The organism is Xanthomonas sp. NCPPB 1062 (assembly GCF_041481705.2).
Lineage (GTDB): Bacteria > Pseudomonadota > Gammaproteobacteria > Xanthomonadales > Xanthomonadaceae > Xanthomonas > Xanthomonas euvesicatoria.
Map to the genome: position 1 here is coordinate 1,214,662 of NZ_CM192987.1, position 21,171 is coordinate 1,235,832.

Below are 21,171 nucleotides of genomic sequence, written 5' to 3' on the forward strand. Positions count from 1 at the left end.
GACCCATGCGTGGAAATATTGCCCAACTGATGCAGCAGGCGCAGAAGATGCAGGAAAACCTGCAGCGCGCCCAGGAAGAACTGGCCAAGCTGGAAGTCACCGGCACCGCCGGTGGTGGCATGGTCAGCGTGACGCTGACCGGCGCCAAGGAGTGCCGCAAGGTGCGCATCGACCCGAGCATCCTCTCCGACCAGGAGATGGCCGAGGATCTGATCGCTGCCGCCTTCAACGACGCCTCCAACAAGATCGACGCCGAATCCAAGGACCGCATGGGCTCTGCGACCGCCGGCATGCAGTTGCCGCCGGGCATGAAGTTGCCGTTCTAAGCGAGGGGATTCGGGAGTGGGGATTCGGGATTAGCCAAGCGCAAAGGCCTTTGCCGTTGCGAATCCCAAATCCCGAATTTCCAATCCCGGCCACCCAATGTCCACTTTGCTCGAACAACTGATCGAGGCCTTCCGGGTATTGCCCGGCGTGGGCCAGAAGTCGGCCCAGCGCATGGCCTATCACGTGCTCGAGCGCGAGCGCGAGGGTGGGCGGCGGCTGGCCGCTGCGTTGGGCAACGCGGTGGAAAAGGTGGGGCATTGCGTGCAATGCCGCGACTTCACCGAATCGGAAATCTGCACCATTTGCGCCAGCAGCAGCCGCGACCGGCAGCAACTATGCGTGGTGGAGTCGCCGGCCGATCGCCTGGCGATCGAACATGCCACCGGCTACCGCGGGCTGTATTTCATTCTGCAGGGGCGCCTGTCGCCGCTGGATGGCATCGGCCCGCGCGAACTGGGGCTGGATCGGCTCGGCGAGCGTCTGGCTGCCGGCGAAGTGACCGAAATGATCATCGCCACCAATGCGACGGTCGAAGGCGAGGCCACGGCCCATTACCTGGCGCAACTGGCGCGCCAGCACGCAGTACGCCCAAGCCGGCTCGCCCAGGGCATGCCGCTGGGTGGCGAGCTGGAGTATGTGGATCGTGGCACCCTGTCGCACGCCTTCGGCACCCGCAGTGAGGTGCTTTGAGGGCCGGGATTGGGGAGTCGGGATTGAGGATTCGCAAAAGCCGGTCGGCGCGCGCGGTAAGCTTTGGCCAATCCCGAATCCCGAATCCCGAATCCCGTCTATGACCGACACCATCTTCGGCAAAATCATTCGTCGCGAAATTCCGGCCACCATCGTTTACGAGGACGATGAGGTGCTGGGCTTCGAAGACATCGCGCCGCAGGCGCCGGTGCATGTGCTCTTCATTCCCAAGCAGCACGCCTTTCCGACCCTGGACGATGTGCCGCCGGAGCAGGCGCTGCTGGTTGGCAAGCTGGCCATCGCAGCGGCGACCTATGCGCGTGCACAAGGGCTGGCGCAAGACGGCTACCGCATCGTGATGAATTGCCGCGAGCATGCCGGCCAGACGGTGTTCCATCTCCATCTGCATTTGCTGGCCGGTGCGCCGCTGGGCCGCTTCGGCACGCCTTGACGCGTCGTCGGATCGCGCGTTGCGCGCAAGCCGCGTCATGCAGCGATCGTCGTGCACAAACAAAAACGCCGCTCCCTGCGAGCGGCGTTTTTGCGAGTAACCCAGCTCAGCGGCGCATTACCACCAGCCGCGGCCCCAGCCCCAACCGCCGCCCCAGCGCGGGCCCCACGGGTCGCCCCACGGGCCATACGGGTAAGCCGGCACGACTTCCACGTCGCGCACGACCGGCCACAGGTAGACCACGTCGGCATTGACCTTGGGCAGCTTGTAGTCGTATTCGCCGATCTTAGTGGTTTCGTAGCCTTCGATCTTGCCGATGAAGGTCACTTCGCGCCCCGGCTCGAACACCGCCGGATCGTAGAAGCCCGAGCGGCAGGCCAGGAAGCGGCCATCGCTGGCATCCACGGCATTACGGTCGGGGCGACCGCTGGCATTGAGCGGGCGCGAGATCAGCTCGAAGCAGGTCTGGCCCTGGCCAGGCGTGGTCTTGATGATCTTGCCACCCCAGCGCACGGACGTGCCGACCTGGGCGCTGGCAGTTGAATCACTCGGACTGACCGCGGGGAACTGGCCCTGCAGCGGCTTGGGTGCGGTGGCGCAGGCTGCGAGCCCGAGCACAGCGATAAGAGGAACAAGAAAACGGGTACTCATGAGGAAGCTCCGGTTCGCGGGCGATGCTGCAGCAAGTCTTTCAAGAGAGTGGCGCTGTCCGAATCAGCGCCAGCGTATCGCGCGGCAGCGAAACGTTGGCTGAGTGCCAACAGTGCCGTATTCGGGTGTGAGCGGGCGACACGTTGCGCCCACACACCGGCCGGTTCGTGCGGTTCACGGGCAAGGCCGAGCTTGCGGTAGCGGCGGCTCAGCCGGTGCCAGGCGCGCAGCAACGGGTCGCGCTCACGTTCGCCACGTGCCAGCAGCCAGCCCATCCACGCTAGCGCGCTTACCGCGAACACGCCGAAGATGGCGGCCAGCTGCGAGGTGTCCAGGCGATCGATGCCCAAGGGTTGCAGCAGCCGTTGCTGACGGTCGGCATCGAAGGACAGCACTAGCTCGTTCCAGCCGCGCCGCAGCCAGTCGCTGACCTGGCCCAGGCTGGCCCATGTGCCGAGGTCGGCGAAGTCGTTGCCGCCGCCGGCTTGCAGGCGATCTTCGAGGGTGTCGTAGATGCGTTCCGGCGCCACTGCGGCGGTGGGGTCCACGCGAACCCAGCCACGCCCGGCCAGCCAGACTTCGGTCCAGGCGTGCGCGTCCATGCGGCGTACCACCCAGTAATTGCCCAACCGGTTGTAGGTGCCGCCGGCATACCCGGTCACCACGCGCGCCGGGATGCCGGCCGCGCGCATCAGCACCACGAACGAGGAGCTGAAGTGTTCGCAGAAACCGGCCTTTTGCTGAAACAGGAACTCGTCGACGCTGTTGCGGCCGAGCAGCGGCGTGTCCAGCGTGTAGGCGAATTCTCGGGTGATCCACTGCAGTGCGCGCTGCACCACCGCATCGTCGTTGTTGCCGGCCTCGCCACGCCATTGCCGTGCCAGCGTCAGCGTACGCGGATTGAAACCGGGCGGCAGGGCAAGTGCACGCTTGCGCAACTGGTCGGGCAGGTCGGTATCGAAGCGCGTTGGCGGTGCCGATTGCAGGTCCCAGCGCGTCAGTGCGCTCAACGGCCGTTGCGCGAACAGTTCGTAGTCCGGCGATAACTCGGCGTTGGGCACGCCCTGGGTAGGCAGATCCAGCGACACCAGCTGGCGGCGATCGGTGGGCTCGTAATCCAGGCGATAACGGTAGGTTTGCGGACCTGCGGTGACCGAAGCGGGCTGACCGCGGCCGGTCCAGCGCGCGCGCTGCCAGGTGCGGCCGTCGAAGTCCCACATCACCGGGCCGCGCCAGTAGCGCTGTTGCGGCGGCGGCGCCTTGCCGGCGAATTGCACGCGCAAGGCCGGGCTGTCGTCGGCCATCAGGTCGATCCATTCGCCCGGCGACATGTTGTCCGACAGGCCAGGCCGGGATAGCGCGCGCTCGGGCACGCCCCACAGCGGCGCACTCAGCCGCGGCAGCAACCAGAACGTGGCCAGCGCCAGCGGCACGCCGATGGCAACCAGCTTGCCCATACTGCGCAATTGCAGGCGCAGGGCCGGCGTGGCGGCGTGGTGTTCTTCGTCGGCCAGCCGCTGCATGCTCAGCAAGGCGCTGACCACCGCCAACAATGCCAGGCCCATCGTTGCCGGGCCCTGGTCGAGCAGAAAGGCGGCAAACGGTGCGAACAACGCAAAACCCAACAGGCTGCGGGCATCGCGCAAGGTGCGCAGTTCGGAGGCCTTGATCGCCAGCATCGATGCCAGCACCGCGCAGCCGGTATCGCGGCCAAAGCGCATGCCGATCTGCCAATACACCGCTGCCAGCATTGCGATCACCAACAACAGCCGCACCGGCGCCATCAAGGTGCCGCGCCAGCTCAGCACGCCGACCAGCACCGCCGCCACCGCGACAGTGGCCGCAAGCAGGCCGGGCAACTGCAACAGCAGCGGGGTCAAGGCCAGCCAACTGGTGGCCAGTACCCAGGCGCGGCTGGCCTGGCTGATCGGGGGCGAGGGCTCAGTCATGCGGAAGCAGGGCCAGGGCGCGTTGGCACAGGTGGTGGTGCGAAGGTCCTTGCGCGGGACCTAACGGTGGCTGGCCAGGCAACAGCAGGCGATACCGGCGCCCGTCGCGCTCGGCCAGGTTGACCCAGCGGGCAAGGCGCGCAATGCGGCGCTCGTACGGCAGCGCGCTGAGCGCCCGCCAGTCCAGCGTGACGTCGATTCCCAGCGGCTGTTCGTATTCGCGCACCAAGAGGGTGTCGCGCCGTGCCGAGTGTTTCCAGGAAATCGTGCGCGGAGCGTCGCCAGCGCGATACGGGCGCAGCTGGTGCAGCTCTTCGCCTTGCGCATGCAGACGCGTCTTGTTGGGCGAGCCCGTCCCCTCGGGCAACGCCGGACCCTGTTCTTCGGGCCGGGGGTAGGCCAGCAACGGCGTTTCCGGCCATACCCACGACCAGGCGCGCACCAGGCCCAGCGGCTGGGTGCTGGACAGGCGGATGCGCTCGATATCCTGCCAGCCGCGGCGCTCGGTCGGCACCAGCAGGTCGATCTCGGCCATGTCGTGCTCGATCAACGCACAGAAGCCGCTGCTGTCCAGATGATCCAGCCGCAGCCCGCGTCGTAAGCGGGTATCGCGACGCGCCAGCGACACCCGCATGCGCAGCGGTTCGCCGGCGACCACCGGTTCGGCCGAGACCGCTTCGATACGCAGTGCCGATAGCTGCAGGTGCGCCATGATGCTGCTGGCGATCCCGGCCGTGGCCAGCAACAGCGCGAGCAGCAGCGCCGGATTGTTGTTGTAGTTCAGTGCGCCGAGCAGCATCGCCAGCAGTAACGCCGTGACGAACAGCCCGAAGCGGGTCGGCAACACATAGATGCGCCGCCGATCCAGCACGATCGGCAAGCCCTCCGCGCCCCGCGGCCGCGCCAGCAGGCTGAGTCGGCGGACGATGCCGCGCAGGTGCGCGCGCACCAGGTCAGTCCACCGGCACGCTGTGCAGCAGCGCCTTGGCCAGTGCCGGCCCGGACGACGATTCGGCTTCCGGCACCAGCCGGTGCCCGGCCACGGCCACAAACAGCGCCTGCACGTCTTCGGGCAGCACGTGCTCGCGCCCAAGCAGCAATGCGTAGGCCTTGGCCGCGCGCAGCAAGGCGATCCCGGCGCGTGGCGACAGGCCCACGCGCACCCCGGCATGCTGGCGGCTACGCAGCAACAGGGCCTGCACATAGCCGATCAGCGCATCGCTGGCATGGATCTGGTTGACCACACCGCGCAGCGCGACCACGTCGGCGTCGCTCAGTTGCGGGGCGGCCTGGGCAATCAGTTCGCGCCGATCCGTACCCGACAGCAGCGCACGCTCGGCATCGGCGCTGGGGTAGCCCAGGCTCAGCCGCAGCAGAAAACGGTCCAGCTGCGAATCGGGCAGCGGAAAGGTGCCGGACAGATCGACCGGGTTCTGCGTGGCAATCACGAAAAACGGCTCCGGCAATGCATGCGTCACGCCATCCAGGGTCACCTGCTGCTCGGCCATTGCTTCCAGCAGCGCGCTCTGCGTACGCGGCGGGGCCCGGTTGATTTCGTCGGCCAGCAGCACGTTGGTGAACACCGGTCCGGGATGGAACTGGAACTGCCGCGAGGCGGCGTCGTAAACGGACACGCCCAGCACATCGGCCGGCAGCAGGTCGGAGGTGAACTGCACGCGCTGGAAGCCCAGCCCCAGGCTGGAGGCCATCGCGTGGGCGAGCGTGGTCTTGCCCAGGCCGGGCAGGTCCTCGATCAATAAATGTCCTCCGGACAGCAAGGCCACGAATGCCAGCCGCACTTCCTGCGCCTTGCCCAGCAGCAGCGAATTGACCTGGTCTTGCGCGCGCCGCAGCGATTGGCGCAGCGCATCGGTTAGCATTTCCGTGGAACGCAGCGGTGTCGACATCACAATTCCGTAGGTGAAAAGAAGAGTGCACAGGGCAATGCAGGGGGACCAACGCGCACATCGCACCTTCGTGATCCTGTGGACACTGGCGACAGCCGTCAAGCTGTTGATCGCCGCACGCTTGCCGCTCTTCGTTGACGAGGCCTTCTACTGGCAGGAAGGCCAGCATCTGGCGGCGGCGTATTCGGATCTGCCGGGCATGACCGCCTGGCTGGCGCGGCTGGGCGTGGAGCTGGGCGGACATCATCTGCTGGCGCTGCGGCTGCCGTTTCTGGCCATTTCCGCGCTGATTCCCTGGTTGATCGCGCATATCGCCACACGCTGGTTCGGCTCCACGATGGGGTGGCAAGCTGGCAGCCTGACCTTGCTGATGCCGCTGTCTGCAACGCTGGGCATTCTGGCCGTGCCGGATGTGCCGATGGCATTGGCGGCGGTGCTGTGCATGGATGCCGGGGCGCGCTTGTTGCGCGAGGTCGATGCCACCAGCGCGCTGGAGCTCGCCATCGGCCTGGTCATCGGCGCGCTCAGCCACTACCGCTTTGTCGGGGTGATCGGGGTGGGCTGCATCGCATTGCTGTGCATCCCGCAGGGGCGTGCGGTGTTGCGCGACCCACGCATCTGGATGGCACTGACCGTCGGCGCGGTGAGCTGGCTGCCGCTGCTGTTCTGGAATACCGACCACGACGATGCCGGGTTGCGTTTTCAATTGGTCGACCGGCACCCGTGGCGGTTCCAGATCGGCGGGCTGTGGTTTGTGCTGATCCAGACGGTGGCGGTGACGCCGCTACTGGCCTGGGCGATGGTCAAGGTCGGTCTGGCCGGCACCCGCAGCGGCGGCGGCTCGCGCGCGCAGTGGCGCTATTTCGGTTTGCTCGGCGGCATTTCGACCGTGGCGATCTTCGTGCTGGGCTTCTTCAGCGATGCCGAGCGGATCAGCTTCCACTGGCCATTGCCCGGCTACCTGGCGTTGCTGGTGGCGGTGCCGGTGATCCTGATGCGCTGGCCGCATCCGCTGCGCCGCGCGGCGTGGCTCATCGCACTGCTGGGCATGCTTGGCGCATACGGCTACTACCTGGCGGTGTCGGTGCCGTCGATCCGCGCGCATGCCGCTGGCGAAAAGTACTACCCGCGCAACTTCGCCGGCTGGAACGATCTGGCCCATGCGGTCAAATCCCGATTGGCGCAGATGCCGCCAGGCACACGCGTGTTGGCAGAAAATTTCAAGGTTGGCGCCGAGCTCGGCTTCCAATTGCACGACGCCAAGATCGAGGTGCTGCCTGCCACGTTGAACGACAAGCACGGGCGCAGCGCGCAGCTGCAGCAGTGGGGCCTGCTCAGCGATGGCACGCGCACCGGACCACGGCTGCTGGTGCTCTCACCCAGCGATCAGCGCTATCGCGAGCTGTTGAAGCGCTACCACGCCATCTGCGACATGGTCGGCCCGCTGCCGCCGCCCACCGTGGTGTCCACCGATCACGGCTATCAGCGCTTTCTGCTGTTCGCACTGCCTGCGCAACGCCAGCCGGGCCCGTGCGTGGCCCCGTCGATGGCCTGGATCGATGCGCCGCTGCCGAAGGTCTCGGTGTCCGGCAAGTTTGAGGTGCGCGGCTGGGCCTTCAAGGATGGCGTCGGGCTGGCGAATGTCGAGCTGCTGCTCGACGGTCGCCCGGTCGCGCAGGCTACGTACGGCACGCCGCTCGATGTGCGCCCATATTGGAAAATCTCCAACGACCCACAGCACCCCAACGTCGGCTTCACCGCCACGCTCGACACCCACGCCTTGCCGCCCGGCACGCATTGGTTGGGGCTACGCCTGCACGGCCGCGACGGCAGCGTGGAAGATTGGTGGGAGCAACCACTTATTTACTGTCAGAAATGATGCCCAGTTGCACCGATCGAGCGCCCGTTAGAGCGGTCGGCAAGAGTCGCCACGCTGTTCAAGCAAACTTCTACGTTGTCCTGTTTCTCGGGCCGGAGACGTAGGCTGTGGGTGAGGAGTGTTACAAATCGATCAGAGATACTGAGCGAAAACGTTTGGCCGCGCTGGCGGTCGCCAAGATGCACCCATCAGGCCTTGTGCTTGGCTCCCCCGTCGTGACAGGCCGGCGCTGGCCGACAAGGCAATAAAGGAAAAGCAATTGCAGCGCAAATATAGGGATTTATCCAGCGACTCCGGCCACCGGCTGGGAGCAGGCCGGGCTTGGAGCAGGCTCTCGCGCCAGTTGCTGGTTGGTGCAAAGTGGTTCTATCTCGCGGTCGGCGTGCTGGCAATGGTCGCGCTGTCGCCTAAGGTGCTCTATGCCGATCCATGGCGATTCGCAAACAACCTGCTGAGCCAGCCTTGGCCGCGCAATGTACTTGCGGTGGATAACGGACATCGTGAGGCCCTGCCCAATCTGCTGCGTCTTGCCGAGCTCAGATGGTTTGATGGAAATCAATGGCTGCAGATCTGGGCGGGTGTTGCGCTGGCTTTGCTGACAGTGTGGATGCTGCTACGTCTGGTTCGGACTGAGCGTCTGGGTGCTATGGCGTACGCCGCCGCCGGGCTGGTTTGTACGCTAAGTGTTTTCTGGCTGGGAAACGAGCGGGCACTGGCGCATGCAAATGAGTCGGTGCATGTCTATCTGATTACCACGTTTCTGGTCGGCGGTTGTTGCTTGCTCGGTCGCGGTGGCGGTTGGTGGCGTGCCGTGCTTGCGGCACTGTGCGGGCTCGCAGCGACATTCTGTTTTGGTGCGGGGATTGCCACGTTCGTTGCCTTGCTGGTGATGTTGTTGCTGCGGAGGGCGTCATGGCTCCAGTGGTGCATTGTGCTAACGGGCTTTTCTGTATCCCTGCTGCTGGTCGTGGGCTTTGGTGATGCGCACATGCAAAATGCGCGCGTCATCGCGCCACTTTCTCAGTTGGATATTGTGCTGGGTTGGCTGTCGGCGCCGTTTATCTATGCCTTGCTGCCACTGGTTGACGTGAGCGTTGCAGAAAAATTGCCGGTGGAATCATTGAGGGCAATGGCCGTTGCAATCTCACATGGGTACACATCGGTATTCGGCCCGGTCATGATCTCGGCCTGGCCGCACAGAGTGGTCGGGCTGTTGGGCGTAAGTGGGTTGATGGGCATTACCTACTCGCGCTGGCGTCAGCGGGCCGAATCGGCTGCAGAGCTGACGGCGATCTCGATGGCCTGGTTTGCGCTTGCCGTCGGAGCGGCAATCGCGTTGGCGCGAGCCGTGTATTTTCAGTCGTTTCCCGAGCAATTGCTCGCGGCGCGCTACTTGCCTTGGTCGGTCCTGTTCTGGAGCGGTCTATTGTTGTGGTCGTTCGTTCGGTATGGAAATTTGCACCCGCGCCGTGTCGCGTTGGCGGGCCTGGCGCTGGCCTGTTGCCTGGTGCCGAGCACGCTATGGATGGCGCTCCTTGCGCAGCGCATGCAGACTGCCGCCAACATGACGGCAACCGCAGCAGCGGCCGGCGTGATTGATGTCGATGCCATCCACGGAGAGACGGTTCTTGCGGAAGTTGCCGACGCGCTGCCGGTACTGAAGGCAGCAGATACGTCCATCTTCGCTTGGCCAGAAACGCGCTATCTGGAGGGCACGCAGGTCCCCACCGATCCAGTTGCCATCGACGATGTTGCTGCGACACCTGTCCGTAACCTCTTGAAAGATGCCTCGGCGGTTCGATTTGATTTCAAGGCAGAGACATCGGCATCGCGGCTGGTACTGGTATGCGATGAAGCTCCGCTAGGCATGGCAACGCGTGTGGGAGGGGCGCAGTGGGTTGGTTGGTCGGCACGCAGCGTTGCTCCCTCGTGTCTTCGTGCTTTCAAGGTAAGAAGGAGCGCCTGGTTTTAGGCTTGCCTTCGCGTCTGGTGGTTCAAGCGGTTGAATCGGTTCTGGCGCCCTGCTTGCCTGGCAGGTGAGGTCGTGCGCCCTTCTGAGTCATCGCTGTCGATCACTCAAGGCAGGTCGAATTCCGCCTCCCGTAGCAGCCGCGCCAGCGCGATCAACGGCAGGCCCACCAGGGCGGTGGGGTCCTGCGAGCGGATCGCGTCGAACAGGCTGATGCCGAGGCCTTCGCATTTGAAGCTGCCGGCGCAATCAAGGGCCGGTTCGGCGTCCAGGTAGCGTTCGATCTCGGCGGACGTCAGCGCGCGGAGCTGCACCTCGGTCAGGTCCAGCGCGTGCAGCTGGCGCTCCGGGCCGACCAGGCTGACGGCGGTATGGAAGCGCACGGTGTGGCCAGACATGGCAGTCAGCTGCATTCGGGCCCGCTCGCGCGTGCCGGGTTTGCCCAGCGGCTGGCCGTCCAGGTCGGCGACCTGATCCGAGCCGATCACCCAGGCGGCGGGGAAGCGGGCTGCCACCGCGGCGGCTTTTTCCACGGCCAGGCGGCTGGCCAGTGCGCTCGGGGATTCGCCCGGCTGCGCCTGCTCGTCGACCTCCGGCCGGACGGTGTCGAAGTCGAGTTGCAGACGGGCGAGCAGCTCACGCCGATAGACAGAGGTGGACGCGAGGATCAGGCGTGGCATCATGGCGCGCTACCGGGGTGGTCACGGGAGTCTGCCGTCCTGCGGCCCATGCGGCAATCGCATGAATGGGGTCATTTGACAGGGCTGCCGCGGGTCTTTAACATTCTGCGGCTTATGTCCGCGAACGTGCCCGAAATGCTGGATGCTTGGCGGATGGTCGCAGCGCGCAGGCGCTTCGATGGCCGCATCCCGCTATCTGCGATGACCCGCCTGCAGGGAAGCCTTGTCGATACCGATGGCGAATGTGTCTATTCGCTTCAATTCGATCAAGACCCTCTGCTCAAGGTCGCCTATGTCGAACTCAGTATCGATGTGGAGCTTCCGCTGGCCTGCCAGCGCAGCCTGCAACGCTTCCTGTATCCGGTGCAAATCAGACAGCGTCTTGGTTTGATCCGTGACGAGGCCGACGAAGCTGCATTGCCGGCCGAGTACGAAGCGTTGCTGGTACCGGAAGATGGCATGCTGCGGGCCGTCGACATGGTCGAGGACGAACTGGTGCTGTCGGTGCCAGTGGTGCCGGTGGCGCCGGGCAGCGAAGCGATCGACGCCGAATGGGTTCCGACCCAGGAAGAGCAAGACAAGGCCAGTCCGTTCGCGGCGCTGGCAGCGTTGAAGAAACAGTAACCGCCGCTGTTAAGGGCGGTAAGACAGGTCGACGCGGGCGTAGAGCGTGCTGTTCGACTCAACAGACAAGTTATCGAACTAAAGTTGGAGCAATCCCATGGCTGTGCAGAAATCCCGTGTCACCCCGTCCCGTCGCGGCCAGCGTCGTTCGCACGATGCCCTGACCGCCAAGCAGCTGTCGACCGACCCGACCAGCGGCGAGATCCATCTGCGCCACCACATCACCGCCGACGGTTACTACCGTGGCAAGAAGGTGATCGCGACCAAGTCGTCGGCCGTCCAAGAAGATTGATCCGTGACGCCCGCCGCGTTCGAAGCGGCCGGGTGACTCTCGCTTCTTCAGGAGCCGCCGGTCACCGCGGCTCTTGCAACAGGAAACAGTATGAGCAAGCGGATCTATTCCAGAATCGCGGGCACGGGTAGCTATTTGCCCGAAAAGGTGTTGACCAACGACGACATGTCGAAGATCGTCGACACCAGCGATGAATGGATCTTCTCGCGCACTGGCATCCGTGAACGTCACATCGTTGCCGACGACCAGACCACCAGCGATCTGGCGTATTTCGCCTCGCTGAAGGCGATGGAAGCGGCCGGTGTGACCGCCGAGGAGATCGATCTGATCGTCATCGGCACCACCACCCCGGACCTGATCTTTCCGTCGACCGCCTGCTTGTTGCAGGCCCGGCTGGGTAACGTCGGTTGCGGTGCGATGGACGTCAACGCTGCCTGCTCGGGCTTTGTCTACGCGCTCAGCGTGGCCGACAAGTTCGTGCGCAGTGGCGACGCCAAGACCGTGCTGGTGGTGGGCGCAGAAACCCTGACCCGCATCGTCGACTGGACCGATCGCACCACCTGCGTGCTGTTCGGCGATGGTGCCGGCGCGGTGATCCTCAAGGCCGACGAAGAAACCGGCATCCTCAGCACCCATTTGCACGCCGATGGCAGCAAGAAAGAACTGCTGTGGGACCCGGTTGGGGTCTCGGTGGGCTTCGGCGAAGGCAAGAATGGCGGCGGCGCGTTGCTGATGAAGGGCAACGACGTCTTCAAGTATGCGGTCAAGGCGCTGGACTCGGTGGTCGATGAGACCCTGGCGGCCAATGGCTTCGACAAGCACGACCTGGATTGGCTGATTCCGCATCAGGCCAACCTGCGCATCATCGAAGCCACCGCCAAGCGGCTGGAGCTGCCGATGGATCAGGTGGTCGTCACCGTGGATCGCCATGGCAATACGTCGTCTGCGTCGGTGCCGCTGGCGCTGGACGAGGCGGTGCGCTCCGGTCGCGTGCAGCGCGGCCAGTTGCTGTTGCTGGAAGCCTTCGGCGGCGGGTTTACCTGGGGCTCGGCGCTGCTGCGCTACTGACGTTTCTGCGTCCTGCGCCGAGCAGGTGCGCACGTTCACTCACGCGGATGCGTGCATGGCGGGACACTCGTCTTTCCTTGCGATGGTGGCAATCTTGCCGCCTGGGGCCTGTGTAGGTTTCCGGAGCGCTTGAATTCCGTGAAGGGTAGCGCCCGGTTTTAGGTCACGTGAGTGGCTTGATTCGCTGGATGCGACCCGTCTGCGGGCCGGTGCGTCGGACAGGCCGGCCGGCAAGTAAAGTCAGCGCATGCACCCCGCCCACGACCCCGTTTTCGTCGCCTTGCTCACTGGCAGTTACCAGCGGTTTGCAGGCCGCCCGCTGGTCGCAGATCGACAGATCGAGCCCGATTGGCTGTATCGCGATGCGCCGTTCGCCCTGCTTGCGCACGATACCGCGGCAGATCCGCGGTTTGTCTATGCGAACCAGGCTGCGCAGCGCGTATTCGGCTACAGCTGGGGCGAGTTCGTCGGCATGCCATCGAGGCTATCGGCAGAATTGCCGGAACGCGCGGAACGTCAGCGTTTGATCGATGCGGTCACCCGCGATGGCGTCGTCAGGAACTACGCGGGTGTGCGGATCGCGAAGGATGGTTCCCGCTTCCGGATCGCCGACGGTGTGGTCTGGCAACTCGTCGATGAGGACGGGGTGCTGCGTGGACAAGCGGCAACATTCCCATTGCCAGGGTAGACGAGGCGCAGGCGGCAGCACCGGATGCGCCTGGCCCTTCACTTCCTCGCCCGCCGGCCTTGCGGGCGCTGGCCGCGCCGCCTTTGCCGGCAGCGCTTTCACCATCGAACCCGAATAGCGGCGCGTCAGCGCGACGGTTGCCGTTGCGCGCGCCCGGCCCGACCAGGCCCGGTGTGCGGTTTCGCGACGTCGCGACACGGTCGCGGAGCCTTCTGCATACGCGGCAGTACAGACGCCGGGGCGATTTCGCACGTATGATCCCGGCTCGATTTTTGTAGGCAGCAACGCGTGACCGAATCCACTCTCGCCTTCGTGTTTCCCGGCCAGGGCTCGCAGTCCTTAGGCATGCTGGCCGAACTGTCCGAACTGCACCCGCAGATTCGTGAAACGTTCGCCGAAGCCTCCGAGGGCGCCGGCGTCGACTTGTGGGCATTGTCCCAGGGCGGCCCGGAAGAAATGCTCAATCGCACTGAATACACCCAGCCCGCCTTGTTGGCTGCGGGCGTGGCGGTGTGGCGTCTGTGGACTGCCCAGCGCGGGCAGCGCCCGACGCTGCTGGCGGGACACAGCCTGGGCGAATACACCGCGCTGGTCGCGGCTGGCGCCCTGTCGTTGCACGATGGTGCGCATCTGGTGCGGTTGCGCGGCCAGTTCATGCAGGCTGCGGCACCGGCGGGCGTTGGCGCGATGGCTGCGGTGCTGGGCGCCGAAGACGCCGTGGTGCAGGAGGTCTGTGACCAGGCGTCCGGTAGCGACGTGGTGGTGCCGGCCAACTTCAATTCGCCCGGTCAGATCGTGATCGGCGGCCACGCTGCGGCGGTGGATCGCGCGTTGGCGCTGCTGGCCGAGCGCGGCGTGCGCAAGGCGGTCAAGCTGGCAGTGAGCGTGCCCTCGCATACCCCGCTGATGCGCGATGCCGCCAATCAGCTTGGCGAGGCGATGGCCGGGCTGACCTGGCACGCCCCGCAGATTCCGGTGGTGCAGAACGTGGACGCGCGCGTGCATGAGGGCAACACGGCCATCCGCCAGGCCTTGGTGGAGCAGCTCTACCTGCCAGTGCAATGGACCGGCTGCGTGCAGGCGCTCGCCAGCCGGGGCATCACCCGCATTGCCGAATGCGGCCCGGGCAAGGTGCTGAGCGGGCTGATCAAGCGTATCGACAAGAGCCTGGACGCGCGGCCGCTGGCAACGCTTGCCGACTATGCCGGCGCGCTCGACGCGTGGGCGCACTGATCCAACGCCGCTGCCGGCCGTGCCGGCATCCCTCGACGTTCGCGGCCACGGTTGCGGCGTCCCCCATCGAGGAACAGCAATCATGAGCAAGCCCCTGCAGGGCGAAATCGCCCTCGTCACCGGCGCCAGTCGCGGCATCGGTGCGGCCATTGCCGATACCCTGGCCGCCCAGGGCGCCACGGTCATCGGCACCGCCACCTCGGCTTCCGGCGCCGCGGCGATCGGCGAGCGTCTGGCCGCCCACGGCGGACACGGCCGTGAGTTGAACGTCACCGACGCGACTGCAGTCGATGGCCTGATCGATGCCATCGGCAAGGAATTCGGCGCCATCTCGATCCTGGTCAACAACGCCGGCATCACCCGCGACAATCTGTTGATGCGGATGAAGGACGACGACTGGCAGGCGATCATCGACACCAACCTGACCAGCGTGTTCCGCACCTCCAAGGCGGTCATGCGCGGCATGATGAAGGCGCGCAAGGGCCGCATCATCAATATCGCCTCGGTGGTGGGCGTGACCGGTAATCCTGGCCAGACCAACTATGCCGCCGCCAAGGCCGGCATCATCGCGTTCTCCAAATCGCTGGCCAAGGAAATCGGCTCGCGCGGGGTGACCGTGAATGTGGTGGCGCCCGGTTTCATCGATACCGACATGACCAAGGCGCTGCCGGACGAGGCCAGGACCGCCTTGCTGCAGCAGATTGCGCTGGGCCATCTGGGCGAGCCGGAAGACATCGCCAATGCGGTGGCGTTTCTGGCCGGCCCGACGGCCCGCTACATCACCGGTGAGACCCTGCACGTCAACGGTGGCATGTACATGCCGTAAGCGTGCGGCGCCGGGAGGCGCTAAGTGGCTGATCGGCCGGGAGTTGTGATGCAATGCAAGGCCCGGTCGCTTCCACTACACTATCCAACGCGGCCATCGCAGCGGCGATGGCGTTTTGTGAGTCCCTCACAGGAGCACCGCACATCCGTGTGCGGGGATCCTAAAACTCGAACCACCACTACTCCAGCTGGAGCGATATCCCCAATGAGCACCATCGAAGAACGCGTCAAGAAAATCGTCGTCGAACAACTCGGCGTCAAGGAAGAGGAAGTCACCACCAGCGCATCGTTCGTCGATGATCTGGGTGCCGACTCGCTGGACACCGTCGAGCTGGTGATGGCGCTGGAAGAAGAGTTCGAGTGCGAGATCCCGGACGAAGAGGCCGAGAAGATCACCTCGGTGCAGCAGGCGATCGACTACGTCAAGGCTCACGTCAAGAGCTGATGCGTTGTTCCTGATCGTGGCGGCGTGCATCAAGCCGCTGCCGCATCAGACATTCCATGGGGCCGCTGATGCGGCCCTGTGTTTTTCAAGTGTCACCCGCAAACCCCAAGCACCGTCCGTTCCGTGGTGAGGAGATCTGCAATGAGTCGTCGTGTTGTCGTTACCGGCATGGGCATGGTGTCGCCGCTGGGCAATGATCTGGCCACCAGCTGGGATGGAATCGTCCACGGCCGCTCGGGCATTGGCCCGATCACGCAGATCGATGCCTCGCAGTTCACCACCAAGATCGCCGGTGAAATCAAGAATTTCGACCCCACGCTTTTTGTGTCCGCCAAGGACGTCAAGAAGATGGATTCGTTCATCCACTACGGTGTCGGCGCCTCATTCATGGCGCTGGACGATTCAGGCCTGGAAATCGACGAAAGCAACGCCGAACGCGTGGGCGCCATTCTCGGCTCCGGCATCGGCGGGCTGCTCGGCATCGAAGAGCAGACCATCAAATTCCATGAGGGCGGCGCGCGCAAGATTTCGCCGTTCTATGTGCCCAGCACCATCATCAACATGCTGCCCGGCCAGGTGAGCCTGATCAAAGGCCTGAAAGGCCCGACGTTCTCGGCAGTATCGGCCTGTGCCACGTCCAACCACTCGATCGGTACCGCGATGCGCATGATCCAGCACGGCGATGCCGATGTGATGCTGGCTGGCGGTGCCGAGCGCGGTTCGTCGCCCAGTTCGGTGGGCGGCTTTTGCGCCATGAAGGCGATGTCCACCCGCAACGACGACCCGACCGGCGCTTCGCGGCCGTGGGACAAGCAGCGCGATGGCTTCGTGCTGGGCGACGGTGCCGGCGTGCTGGTGCTGGAAGAGTACGAACACGCCAAGGCGCGTGGCGCGCGCATCTATGCCGAGCTGGTGGGCTTTGGCGCCAGTTCCGATGCGTTCCACATGACCGCTCCCAGCGAAGACGGCGAGGGCGCGGCGCGCAGCATGGCGGCAGCGATGCGCGATGCCAAGCTCAACCCCGAGCAGATCGGCTACCTCAACGCGCACGGCACCTCCACGCCGCTGGGCGACCTGGCCGAAACGATGGCGATGAAGCGCGCCCTGGGCGATCACGCCTACAAGACCATGGTGAGCTCGACCAAGTCGATGACCGGGCATCTGCTCGGCGCGGCCGGCGGTGTGGAAGCGATTTTCTCGGTGATGGCGCTGCACACCGGCATCATCCCGCCGACCATCAACCTGGAAGAGCCAAGCGAAGGCTGCGACCTGGATTACGTGCCGAACGTGGCGCGCGAGGTACAGGTGGATGCGGTGATGTCCAACGGCTTCGGCTTTGGCGGCACCAACGGCACGCTGGTGTTCAAGCGCGTTTGACCCTGCATATCAGTCGCGTGGCCGTCATCGGCGCGCGACCTGCCTGGCTGCTGCATGCACTGCCGGCTTGCGGGTTGATGTTCACTCCTGCGATCACCCTTTGATTCACTCCTCGCGCGCTGCGTACGGCAGCGGCGCGTCTGTATCCCACGCCATGCCGGACCGATGACGCTTACCCGATCACTGCACGCGGACATCGACCTGCTGGCGCTGCATCGGCTGTCACCGCAACGCTATCCGGCCCTGCTGGAATCCAGCGCTTCCGGCACCGAGCACGGTCGCTGGGATGTGCTGTTGCTGGCAGAGGGGCCATGCCTGCGGCTGGATCCGGACGGATGCACGCGCGATGGCGCTGGGCAAGTGCTGGAGGGCGGCTTTCTGGCGGCGCTGGATGCCGCCTGGCAGGCCGAGCGGGTGCCGCACGCGCCTGCAAGCCCCTGGCCGTTTCGCGGCGGTTGGGCGGTGCTGCTGGATTACGAACTGGCCGCGCAGGTCGAACCGATTCTGCAACTGCCGACGCGCGCCGATGGCTTGCCCACTGCGCTGGCCTTGCGCGCGCCGGCAGCGGTGCTGCGCGATCGCCTGCACGGGCACTGCGTGGCGCTGGCAGAGCCGGGCCGCGAGGAGTTGTTGCAGCAGATCGGCGAGGACATTGCTGCCTGCGCCGCACTGCCGCCGCTGCCTGCCTGGGCCGGGCCGCTTGCCGTGGACGAAGATGCTCCCGAGCGTTTCACCGCGGCGGTGGAGCGCGTGCTCGATTACCTGCGCGCCGGCGATGTGTTCCAGGCCAATATCTCGCGCGCGTGGCACGCGGCATTCGCTGCGGTGGTCGATCCGGCCGCGTTGCATGCGCGCCTGCGTGCGGCCAATCCGGCGCCGTTCGCCGGCCTGTTCGTGGCGGCCGGGCGTGCAGTGGCCAGTTCCTCGCCCGAGCGGCTGGTGTCGGTACAGGGCGATGTGGTGCAGACGCGCCCGATCGCCGGCACCCGCGCGCGGTTTGCCGGCGACGACGATGCCGCACGTATCCGTGAGCTGGTCGGGCATCCGAAAGAGCGCGCCGAGCACGTGATGCTGATCGATCTGGAACGCAACGACCTGGGCCGCCTCTGCGCGCCGGGCACCGTGGAGGTGGACGAGTTGATGTGCGTGGAGAGCTATGCCCATGTGCATCACATCGTCAGCAACGTGCGCGGGCGCCTGCGTGCCGGAGTGACGCCCGGTGAGGTGATTGCCGCGGTGTTCCCCGGCGGCACCATTACCGGTTGCCCGAAGGTGCGCTGCATGCAGGTCATCGCCGAGCTCGAACAGACCGCGCGTGGGGCCTATACCGGCGCATTCGGCTGGCTCAATCGCGACGGCGACATGGATCTGAATATTCTGATCCGCACGGCCGAGGTGGCCGGTCACCAGGTGCGGTTCCGCACCGGGGCCGGGATCGTGGTGGATTCGGATCCGCAGCGCGAGCTGGACGAAACCCGCGCCAAGGCACGGGGCGTATTGCGTGCGATCGAGCAGACATGAGCGCTTCAACGGGACATCACCGGCGCGCGGTATCCTGCGCGGCGCAGGGGCAATGACGAGGTGGGTGTGGCGGTGACTGGCAAACGCGGATGTCTGGCCGTGCTGGGCACGGCATTGCTGCTTGCAGCGCTGCTGGCGATTGCCGCCGTGGTGGCGTGGCGGCATTACCTGCACTTCGCCGATACCCCCGTGCCTGCGAGCGCGCCCAGCGTGGTGATTGCGCCCGGCGATTCGCTCAAGGCCACATTGCGCAAACTGCGCGCTGCCGGCCTGGTGCAGGGCACCGAGCTGGAGTGGCAGCTGCTGGCGCGCCAGGTCGATGCGGCCGGCAAGCTCAAGGTGGGCGAATACGCGCTATCGCCAGCGCTGTCGCCGCGGGAACTGCTGACGCGCATGCGCCAGGGACGGGTGATCCAGTACCGCTTCACGATCGTGGAAGGCTGGAACTTCCGTCAGCTGCGCGCCGCACTGGCGACCGCCACGCCGCTGCAACATTCCATCAATGCGCTGGACGATGCGGCACTGATGGCCCGCCTTGGATTTGCCAAGCAGCATCCGGAAGGGCGCTTCCTGCCGGAGACCTATGTCTACCAGCGTGGCGACAGCGACATCGATGTACTCAAGCGCGCACACGCCGCCATGGACAAAGCATTGGCACAGGCCTGGGAGCAGCGCGCCCCGAATCTGCCGCTTGCCTCGCCGGAGCAGGCATTGATTCTGGCCTCGATCATCGAGAAGGAAACGGCGCTGGCCTCCGAGCGCCCGCTCATTGCCGGGGTGTTCCTGCGCCGCTTGCAGCTGGGTATGAAGCTGCAGACCGACCCCACCGTGATCTACGGCATCGGCAGCAGCTACGACGGCAATATCCGTCGCCGCGACCTGACCACCGATACGCCGTACAACACCTATACCCGCACCGGCCTGACGCCGACGCCGATCGCCATGCCGGGGCGCGATGCGCTGCTGGCGGCGGTGCGGCCGGCGCCCGGCGAGGCGCTGTATTTCGTGGCGGTGGGCGATGGCACTGGCGCGCACGCGTTTTCGGCCACGTTGGCCGAACATAACGCAGCGGTGGCGCGCTATCTGCAGCGCCGCCGCCTGCCGAGTGCGCCGCAGACGGAGACCACGCCATGACCGCCGCATTTTCGCCCTGGCAGCAGCGCGCCTTCGACCAGACCGTGGCTGCGCTGGATGCGGGGCGGCTTGGACATGGGCTGCTGATCTGCGGCCCGGAAGGGTTGGGCAAGCGTGCCGTCGCCCTGGCCCTGGCCGAGCACGTCCTGGCCGCCTCGCCCGACCCGGCGCTGGCGCAGCGCACGCGCCAGCTGATTGCCGCCGGTACCCATCCGGACCTGCAACTGGTCTCGTTCATTCCCAATCGTACCGGCGACAAACTGCGTACCGAGATCATCATCGAGCAGGTGCGCGAGATTTCGCAGAAGCTCGCGCTGACCCCGCAGTACGGCATCGCCCAGGTGGTGATCGTCGACCCGGCCGATGCGATCAATCGCTCGGCCTGCAATGCCTTGCTCAAGACCCTGGAAGAACCGTCGCCGGGGCGCTACCTGTGGTTGATCAGCGCGCAACCGGCGCGTCTGCCGGCGACCATCCGCAGCCGTTGCCAGCGCCTGGAATTCAAGCTGCCGCCTGCGCACGAGGCACTGGCCTGGTTACTGTCGCAAGGCGTGAGCGAGCGCGCCGCGCAGGAAGCGCTGGACGCCGCGCGCGGCCACCCCGGCCTGGCCGCGCAGTGGTTGCGCGAAGACGGCCTGGCCGTGCGGCGTGCGGTCGCGCAGGATCTGGAGCAGATCGCCAGTGGCCGCGCCGGCGCAGTCGATGTCGCGCAGCGCTGGACCAGCGATGGCCAGGCCGACCAGCGCCTGCGCCATGCCGCCGATCTGGCATTGGCACAGGCATCGGCCGGCTTGACCGATCCATCGCGGTTGCACAAGCTGGCGACCTGGTTCGACGCTGCCAACCGCACCCGCGATCTGCTGCGCACCACCGTCCGCGCCGACCTGGCAGTGACGGAATTATTGCTGTCCTGGCGCGAGGGAGAGCGCCAGCCACGTTCTAGGGGAACTCGATGAGTGCAATGAATGCACGCCAAGGCATTTTGTCGCTGGCGTTGAAAGACAAGCCAGCGCTTTACAGCGCCTACATGCCGTTCGTGAAAGGCGGCGGCATCTTCGTGCCCACGCCCAAGCGCTACATGCTGGGCGACGAAGTCTTCCTGCTGCTGACTCTGCCTGACTCCAGCGAGCGCCTGCCGGTCGCCGGCAAGGTCATCTGGACCACGCCTGCCGGCGCGCAGGGCAACCGCGCCGCCGGCATCGGCGTGCAGTTCCCCGACGGCCCGGAAGGCGAGGCGGTACGCAACAAGATCGAGACGCTGCTGGCCGGATTGACCACCTCGGACAAGCCGACGCATACGATGTAAGCGCCAGGGGCACGGCAAGACGCCAGTGAGGCTCGCGGTGAAGCTGCTAGGTCATCGCGGCAGACCGGTGCGATGAAGGTGCGATCTGGCTGGCGTGAAAGAGGGCAGGTAAACAGTTGTTGACGACCGCCGCCGCTGCCCTATAATGTGCGGCT

Annotated in this window: 22 protein-coding genes; 17 read left to right on the plus strand and 5 right to left on the minus strand. The window is 65.6% G+C overall.

Annotated elements, in window-relative coordinates:
* The first annotated feature begins 5 nt into the window (after positions 1 to 5).
* The 3 genes from ACCQ16_RS05380 to ACCQ16_RS05390 all read left to right on the plus strand — a co-directional run bounded on the left by ACCQ16_RS05380 (position 6) and on the right by ACCQ16_RS05390 (position 1,468).
* The gene (locus ACCQ16_RS05380; protein ID WP_005913896.1) at positions 6 to 326 is read left to right on the plus strand and encodes a YbaB/EbfC family nucleoid-associated protein; all 321 of its coding nucleotides are present in this window, start codon (positions 6 to 8) and stop codon (positions 324 to 326) included.
* 97 nt (positions 327 to 423) lie between these two features.
* Positions 424 to 1,017 (plus strand): recombination mediator RecR, encoded by a 594-nt coding sequence (gene recR, locus ACCQ16_RS05385; protein WP_011346623.1) that lies wholly within the window; start codon positions 424 to 426, stop codon positions 1,015 to 1,017.
* Positions 1,018 to 1,117: 100 nt separating this feature from the next.
* Positions 1,118 to 1,468, plus strand: coding sequence for a histidine triad nucleotide-binding protein (locus tag ACCQ16_RS05390; protein ID WP_008571618.1), 351 nt, complete (start codon positions 1,118 to 1,120; stop codon positions 1,466 to 1,468).
* A gap of 117 nt (positions 1,469 to 1,585) precedes the next feature.
* Here ACCQ16_RS05390 and ACCQ16_RS05395 read toward each other — a convergent pair whose 3' ends face one another.
* Genes ACCQ16_RS05395 through ACCQ16_RS05410 form a run of 4 tightly spaced genes read right to left on the minus strand, consistent with a single transcriptional unit; the run spans position 1,586 to position 5,975 of the window.
* A complete protein-coding gene (locus ACCQ16_RS05395) occupies positions 1,586 to 2,119 on the minus strand; it encodes a Slp family lipoprotein (protein ID WP_007968994.1) in 534 nt (177 codons plus the stop codon).
* On the minus strand, positions 2,116 to 4,068 hold the full coding sequence (locus ACCQ16_RS05400) for a transglutaminase TgpA family protein (RefSeq protein ID WP_218505300.1): 1,953 nt from the start codon (positions 4,066 to 4,068) through the stop codon (positions 2,116 to 2,118). Before ACCQ16_RS05400 ends, ACCQ16_RS05395 begins: the two co-directional genes overlap by 4 nt.
* A complete protein-coding gene (locus ACCQ16_RS05405) occupies positions 4,061 to 5,017 on the minus strand; it encodes a DUF58 domain-containing protein (RefSeq protein ID WP_008571614.1) in 957 nt (318 codons plus the stop codon). Before ACCQ16_RS05405 ends, ACCQ16_RS05400 begins: the two co-directional genes overlap by 8 nt.
* Positions 5,018 to 5,021: 4 nt before the next feature.
* Entirely contained in the window at positions 5,022 to 5,975 is a 954-nt protein-coding gene (locus ACCQ16_RS05410) for an AAA family ATPase (protein WP_031421433.1), read from the minus strand.
* Positions 5,976 to 6,012: 37 nt separating this feature from the next.
* On the opposite strand from ACCQ16_RS05410, the gene ACCQ16_RS05415 reads away from it, so the two are divergent.
* Both ACCQ16_RS05415 and ACCQ16_RS05420 read left to right on the plus strand, forming a co-directional pair.
* Complete coding sequence (locus ACCQ16_RS05415) at positions 6,013 to 7,854, plus strand: glycosyltransferase family 39 protein (RefSeq protein ID WP_277572799.1); 1,842 nt, start codon at positions 6,013 to 6,015, stop codon at positions 7,852 to 7,854.
* Positions 7,855 to 8,113: 259 nt separating this feature from the next.
* Positions 8,114 to 9,826 carry a hypothetical protein gene (locus tag ACCQ16_RS05420; RefSeq protein WP_228729575.1) on the plus strand — a complete coding sequence of 571 codons (1,713 nt, stop codon included), beginning with the start codon at positions 8,114 to 8,116 and terminating at the stop codon, positions 9,824 to 9,826.
* A gap of 104 nt (positions 9,827 to 9,930) precedes the next feature.
* Here the strand turns inward: ACCQ16_RS05420 and ACCQ16_RS05425 are convergent, their stop codons facing one another.
* Positions 9,931 to 10,506 carry a Maf family protein gene (locus ACCQ16_RS05425; RefSeq protein ID WP_127167986.1) on the minus strand — a complete coding sequence of 192 codons (576 nt, stop codon included), beginning with the start codon at positions 10,504 to 10,506 and terminating at the stop codon, positions 9,931 to 9,933.
* 111 nt (positions 10,507 to 10,617) lie between these two features.
* On the opposite strand from ACCQ16_RS05425, the gene ACCQ16_RS05430 reads away from it, so the two are divergent.
* The 12 genes from ACCQ16_RS05430 to ACCQ16_RS05485 all read left to right on the plus strand — a co-directional run bounded on the left by ACCQ16_RS05430 (position 10,618) and on the right by ACCQ16_RS05485 (position 21,016).
* Entirely contained in the window at positions 10,618 to 11,127 is a 510-nt protein-coding gene (locus tag ACCQ16_RS05430) for a YceD family protein (protein ID WP_029818825.1), read from the plus strand.
* A 97-nt stretch (positions 11,128 to 11,224) separates the two neighbouring features.
* A complete protein-coding gene (rpmF, locus tag ACCQ16_RS05435; protein WP_003483870.1) occupies positions 11,225 to 11,419 on the plus strand; it encodes a 50S ribosomal protein L32 in 195 nt (64 codons plus the stop codon).
* Between the two features lie 90 nt (positions 11,420 to 11,509).
* The gene (locus ACCQ16_RS05440) at positions 11,510 to 12,487 is read left to right on the plus strand and encodes a beta-ketoacyl-ACP synthase III (RefSeq protein ID WP_277569214.1); all 978 of its coding nucleotides are present in this window, start codon (positions 11,510 to 11,512) and stop codon (positions 12,485 to 12,487) included.
* Between the two features lie 247 nt (positions 12,488 to 12,734).
* Positions 12,735 to 13,175: an MEKHLA domain-containing protein gene (locus ACCQ16_RS05445; protein WP_218499390.1), complete on the plus strand. Its 441-nt coding sequence runs from the start codon at positions 12,735 to 12,737 to the stop codon at positions 13,173 to 13,175.
* A gap of 288 nt (positions 13,176 to 13,463) precedes the next feature.
* Positions 13,464 to 14,408: an ACP S-malonyltransferase gene (fabD, locus tag ACCQ16_RS05450; RefSeq protein ID WP_372380224.1), complete on the plus strand. Its 945-nt coding sequence runs from the start codon at positions 13,464 to 13,466 to the stop codon at positions 14,406 to 14,408.
* A gap of 82 nt (positions 14,409 to 14,490) precedes the next feature.
* Positions 14,491 to 15,234 carry a 3-oxoacyl-ACP reductase FabG gene (gene fabG, locus ACCQ16_RS05455; protein ID WP_008571604.1) on the plus strand — a complete coding sequence of 248 codons (744 nt, stop codon included), beginning with the start codon at positions 14,491 to 14,493 and terminating at the stop codon, positions 15,232 to 15,234.
* A gap of 204 nt (positions 15,235 to 15,438) precedes the next feature.
* Positions 15,439 to 15,678, plus strand: a complete 240-nt coding sequence (gene acpP, locus ACCQ16_RS05460) for an acyl carrier protein (RefSeq protein ID WP_002814322.1) — start codon at positions 15,439 to 15,441, stop codon at positions 15,676 to 15,678.
* A 141-nt stretch (positions 15,679 to 15,819) separates the two neighbouring features.
* A complete protein-coding gene (fabF, locus tag ACCQ16_RS05465; RefSeq protein ID WP_011346636.1) occupies positions 15,820 to 17,055 on the plus strand; it encodes a beta-ketoacyl-ACP synthase II in 1,236 nt (411 codons plus the stop codon).
* 165 nt (positions 17,056 to 17,220) lie between these two features.
* Positions 17,221 to 18,576, plus strand: a complete 1,356-nt coding sequence (locus ACCQ16_RS05470; RefSeq protein ID WP_011346637.1) for an aminodeoxychorismate synthase component I — start codon at positions 17,221 to 17,223, stop codon at positions 18,574 to 18,576.
* 60 nt (positions 18,577 to 18,636) lie between these two features.
* The gene (mltG, locus tag ACCQ16_RS05475; RefSeq protein WP_277572801.1) at positions 18,637 to 19,710 is read left to right on the plus strand and encodes an endolytic transglycosylase MltG; all 1,074 of its coding nucleotides are present in this window, start codon (positions 18,637 to 18,639) and stop codon (positions 19,708 to 19,710) included.
* Entirely contained in the window at positions 19,707 to 20,666 is a 960-nt protein-coding gene (locus ACCQ16_RS05480) for a DNA polymerase III subunit delta' (protein WP_218501745.1), read from the plus strand. The genes mltG and ACCQ16_RS05480 overlap by 4 nt, the downstream gene beginning before the upstream one ends.
* Positions 20,663 to 21,016 (plus strand): PilZ domain-containing protein, encoded by a 354-nt coding sequence (locus ACCQ16_RS05485; protein WP_003483889.1) that lies wholly within the window; start codon positions 20,663 to 20,665, stop codon positions 21,014 to 21,016. The genes ACCQ16_RS05480 and ACCQ16_RS05485 overlap by 4 nt, the downstream gene beginning before the upstream one ends.
* Positions 21,017 to 21,171: the final 155 nt, after the last annotated feature.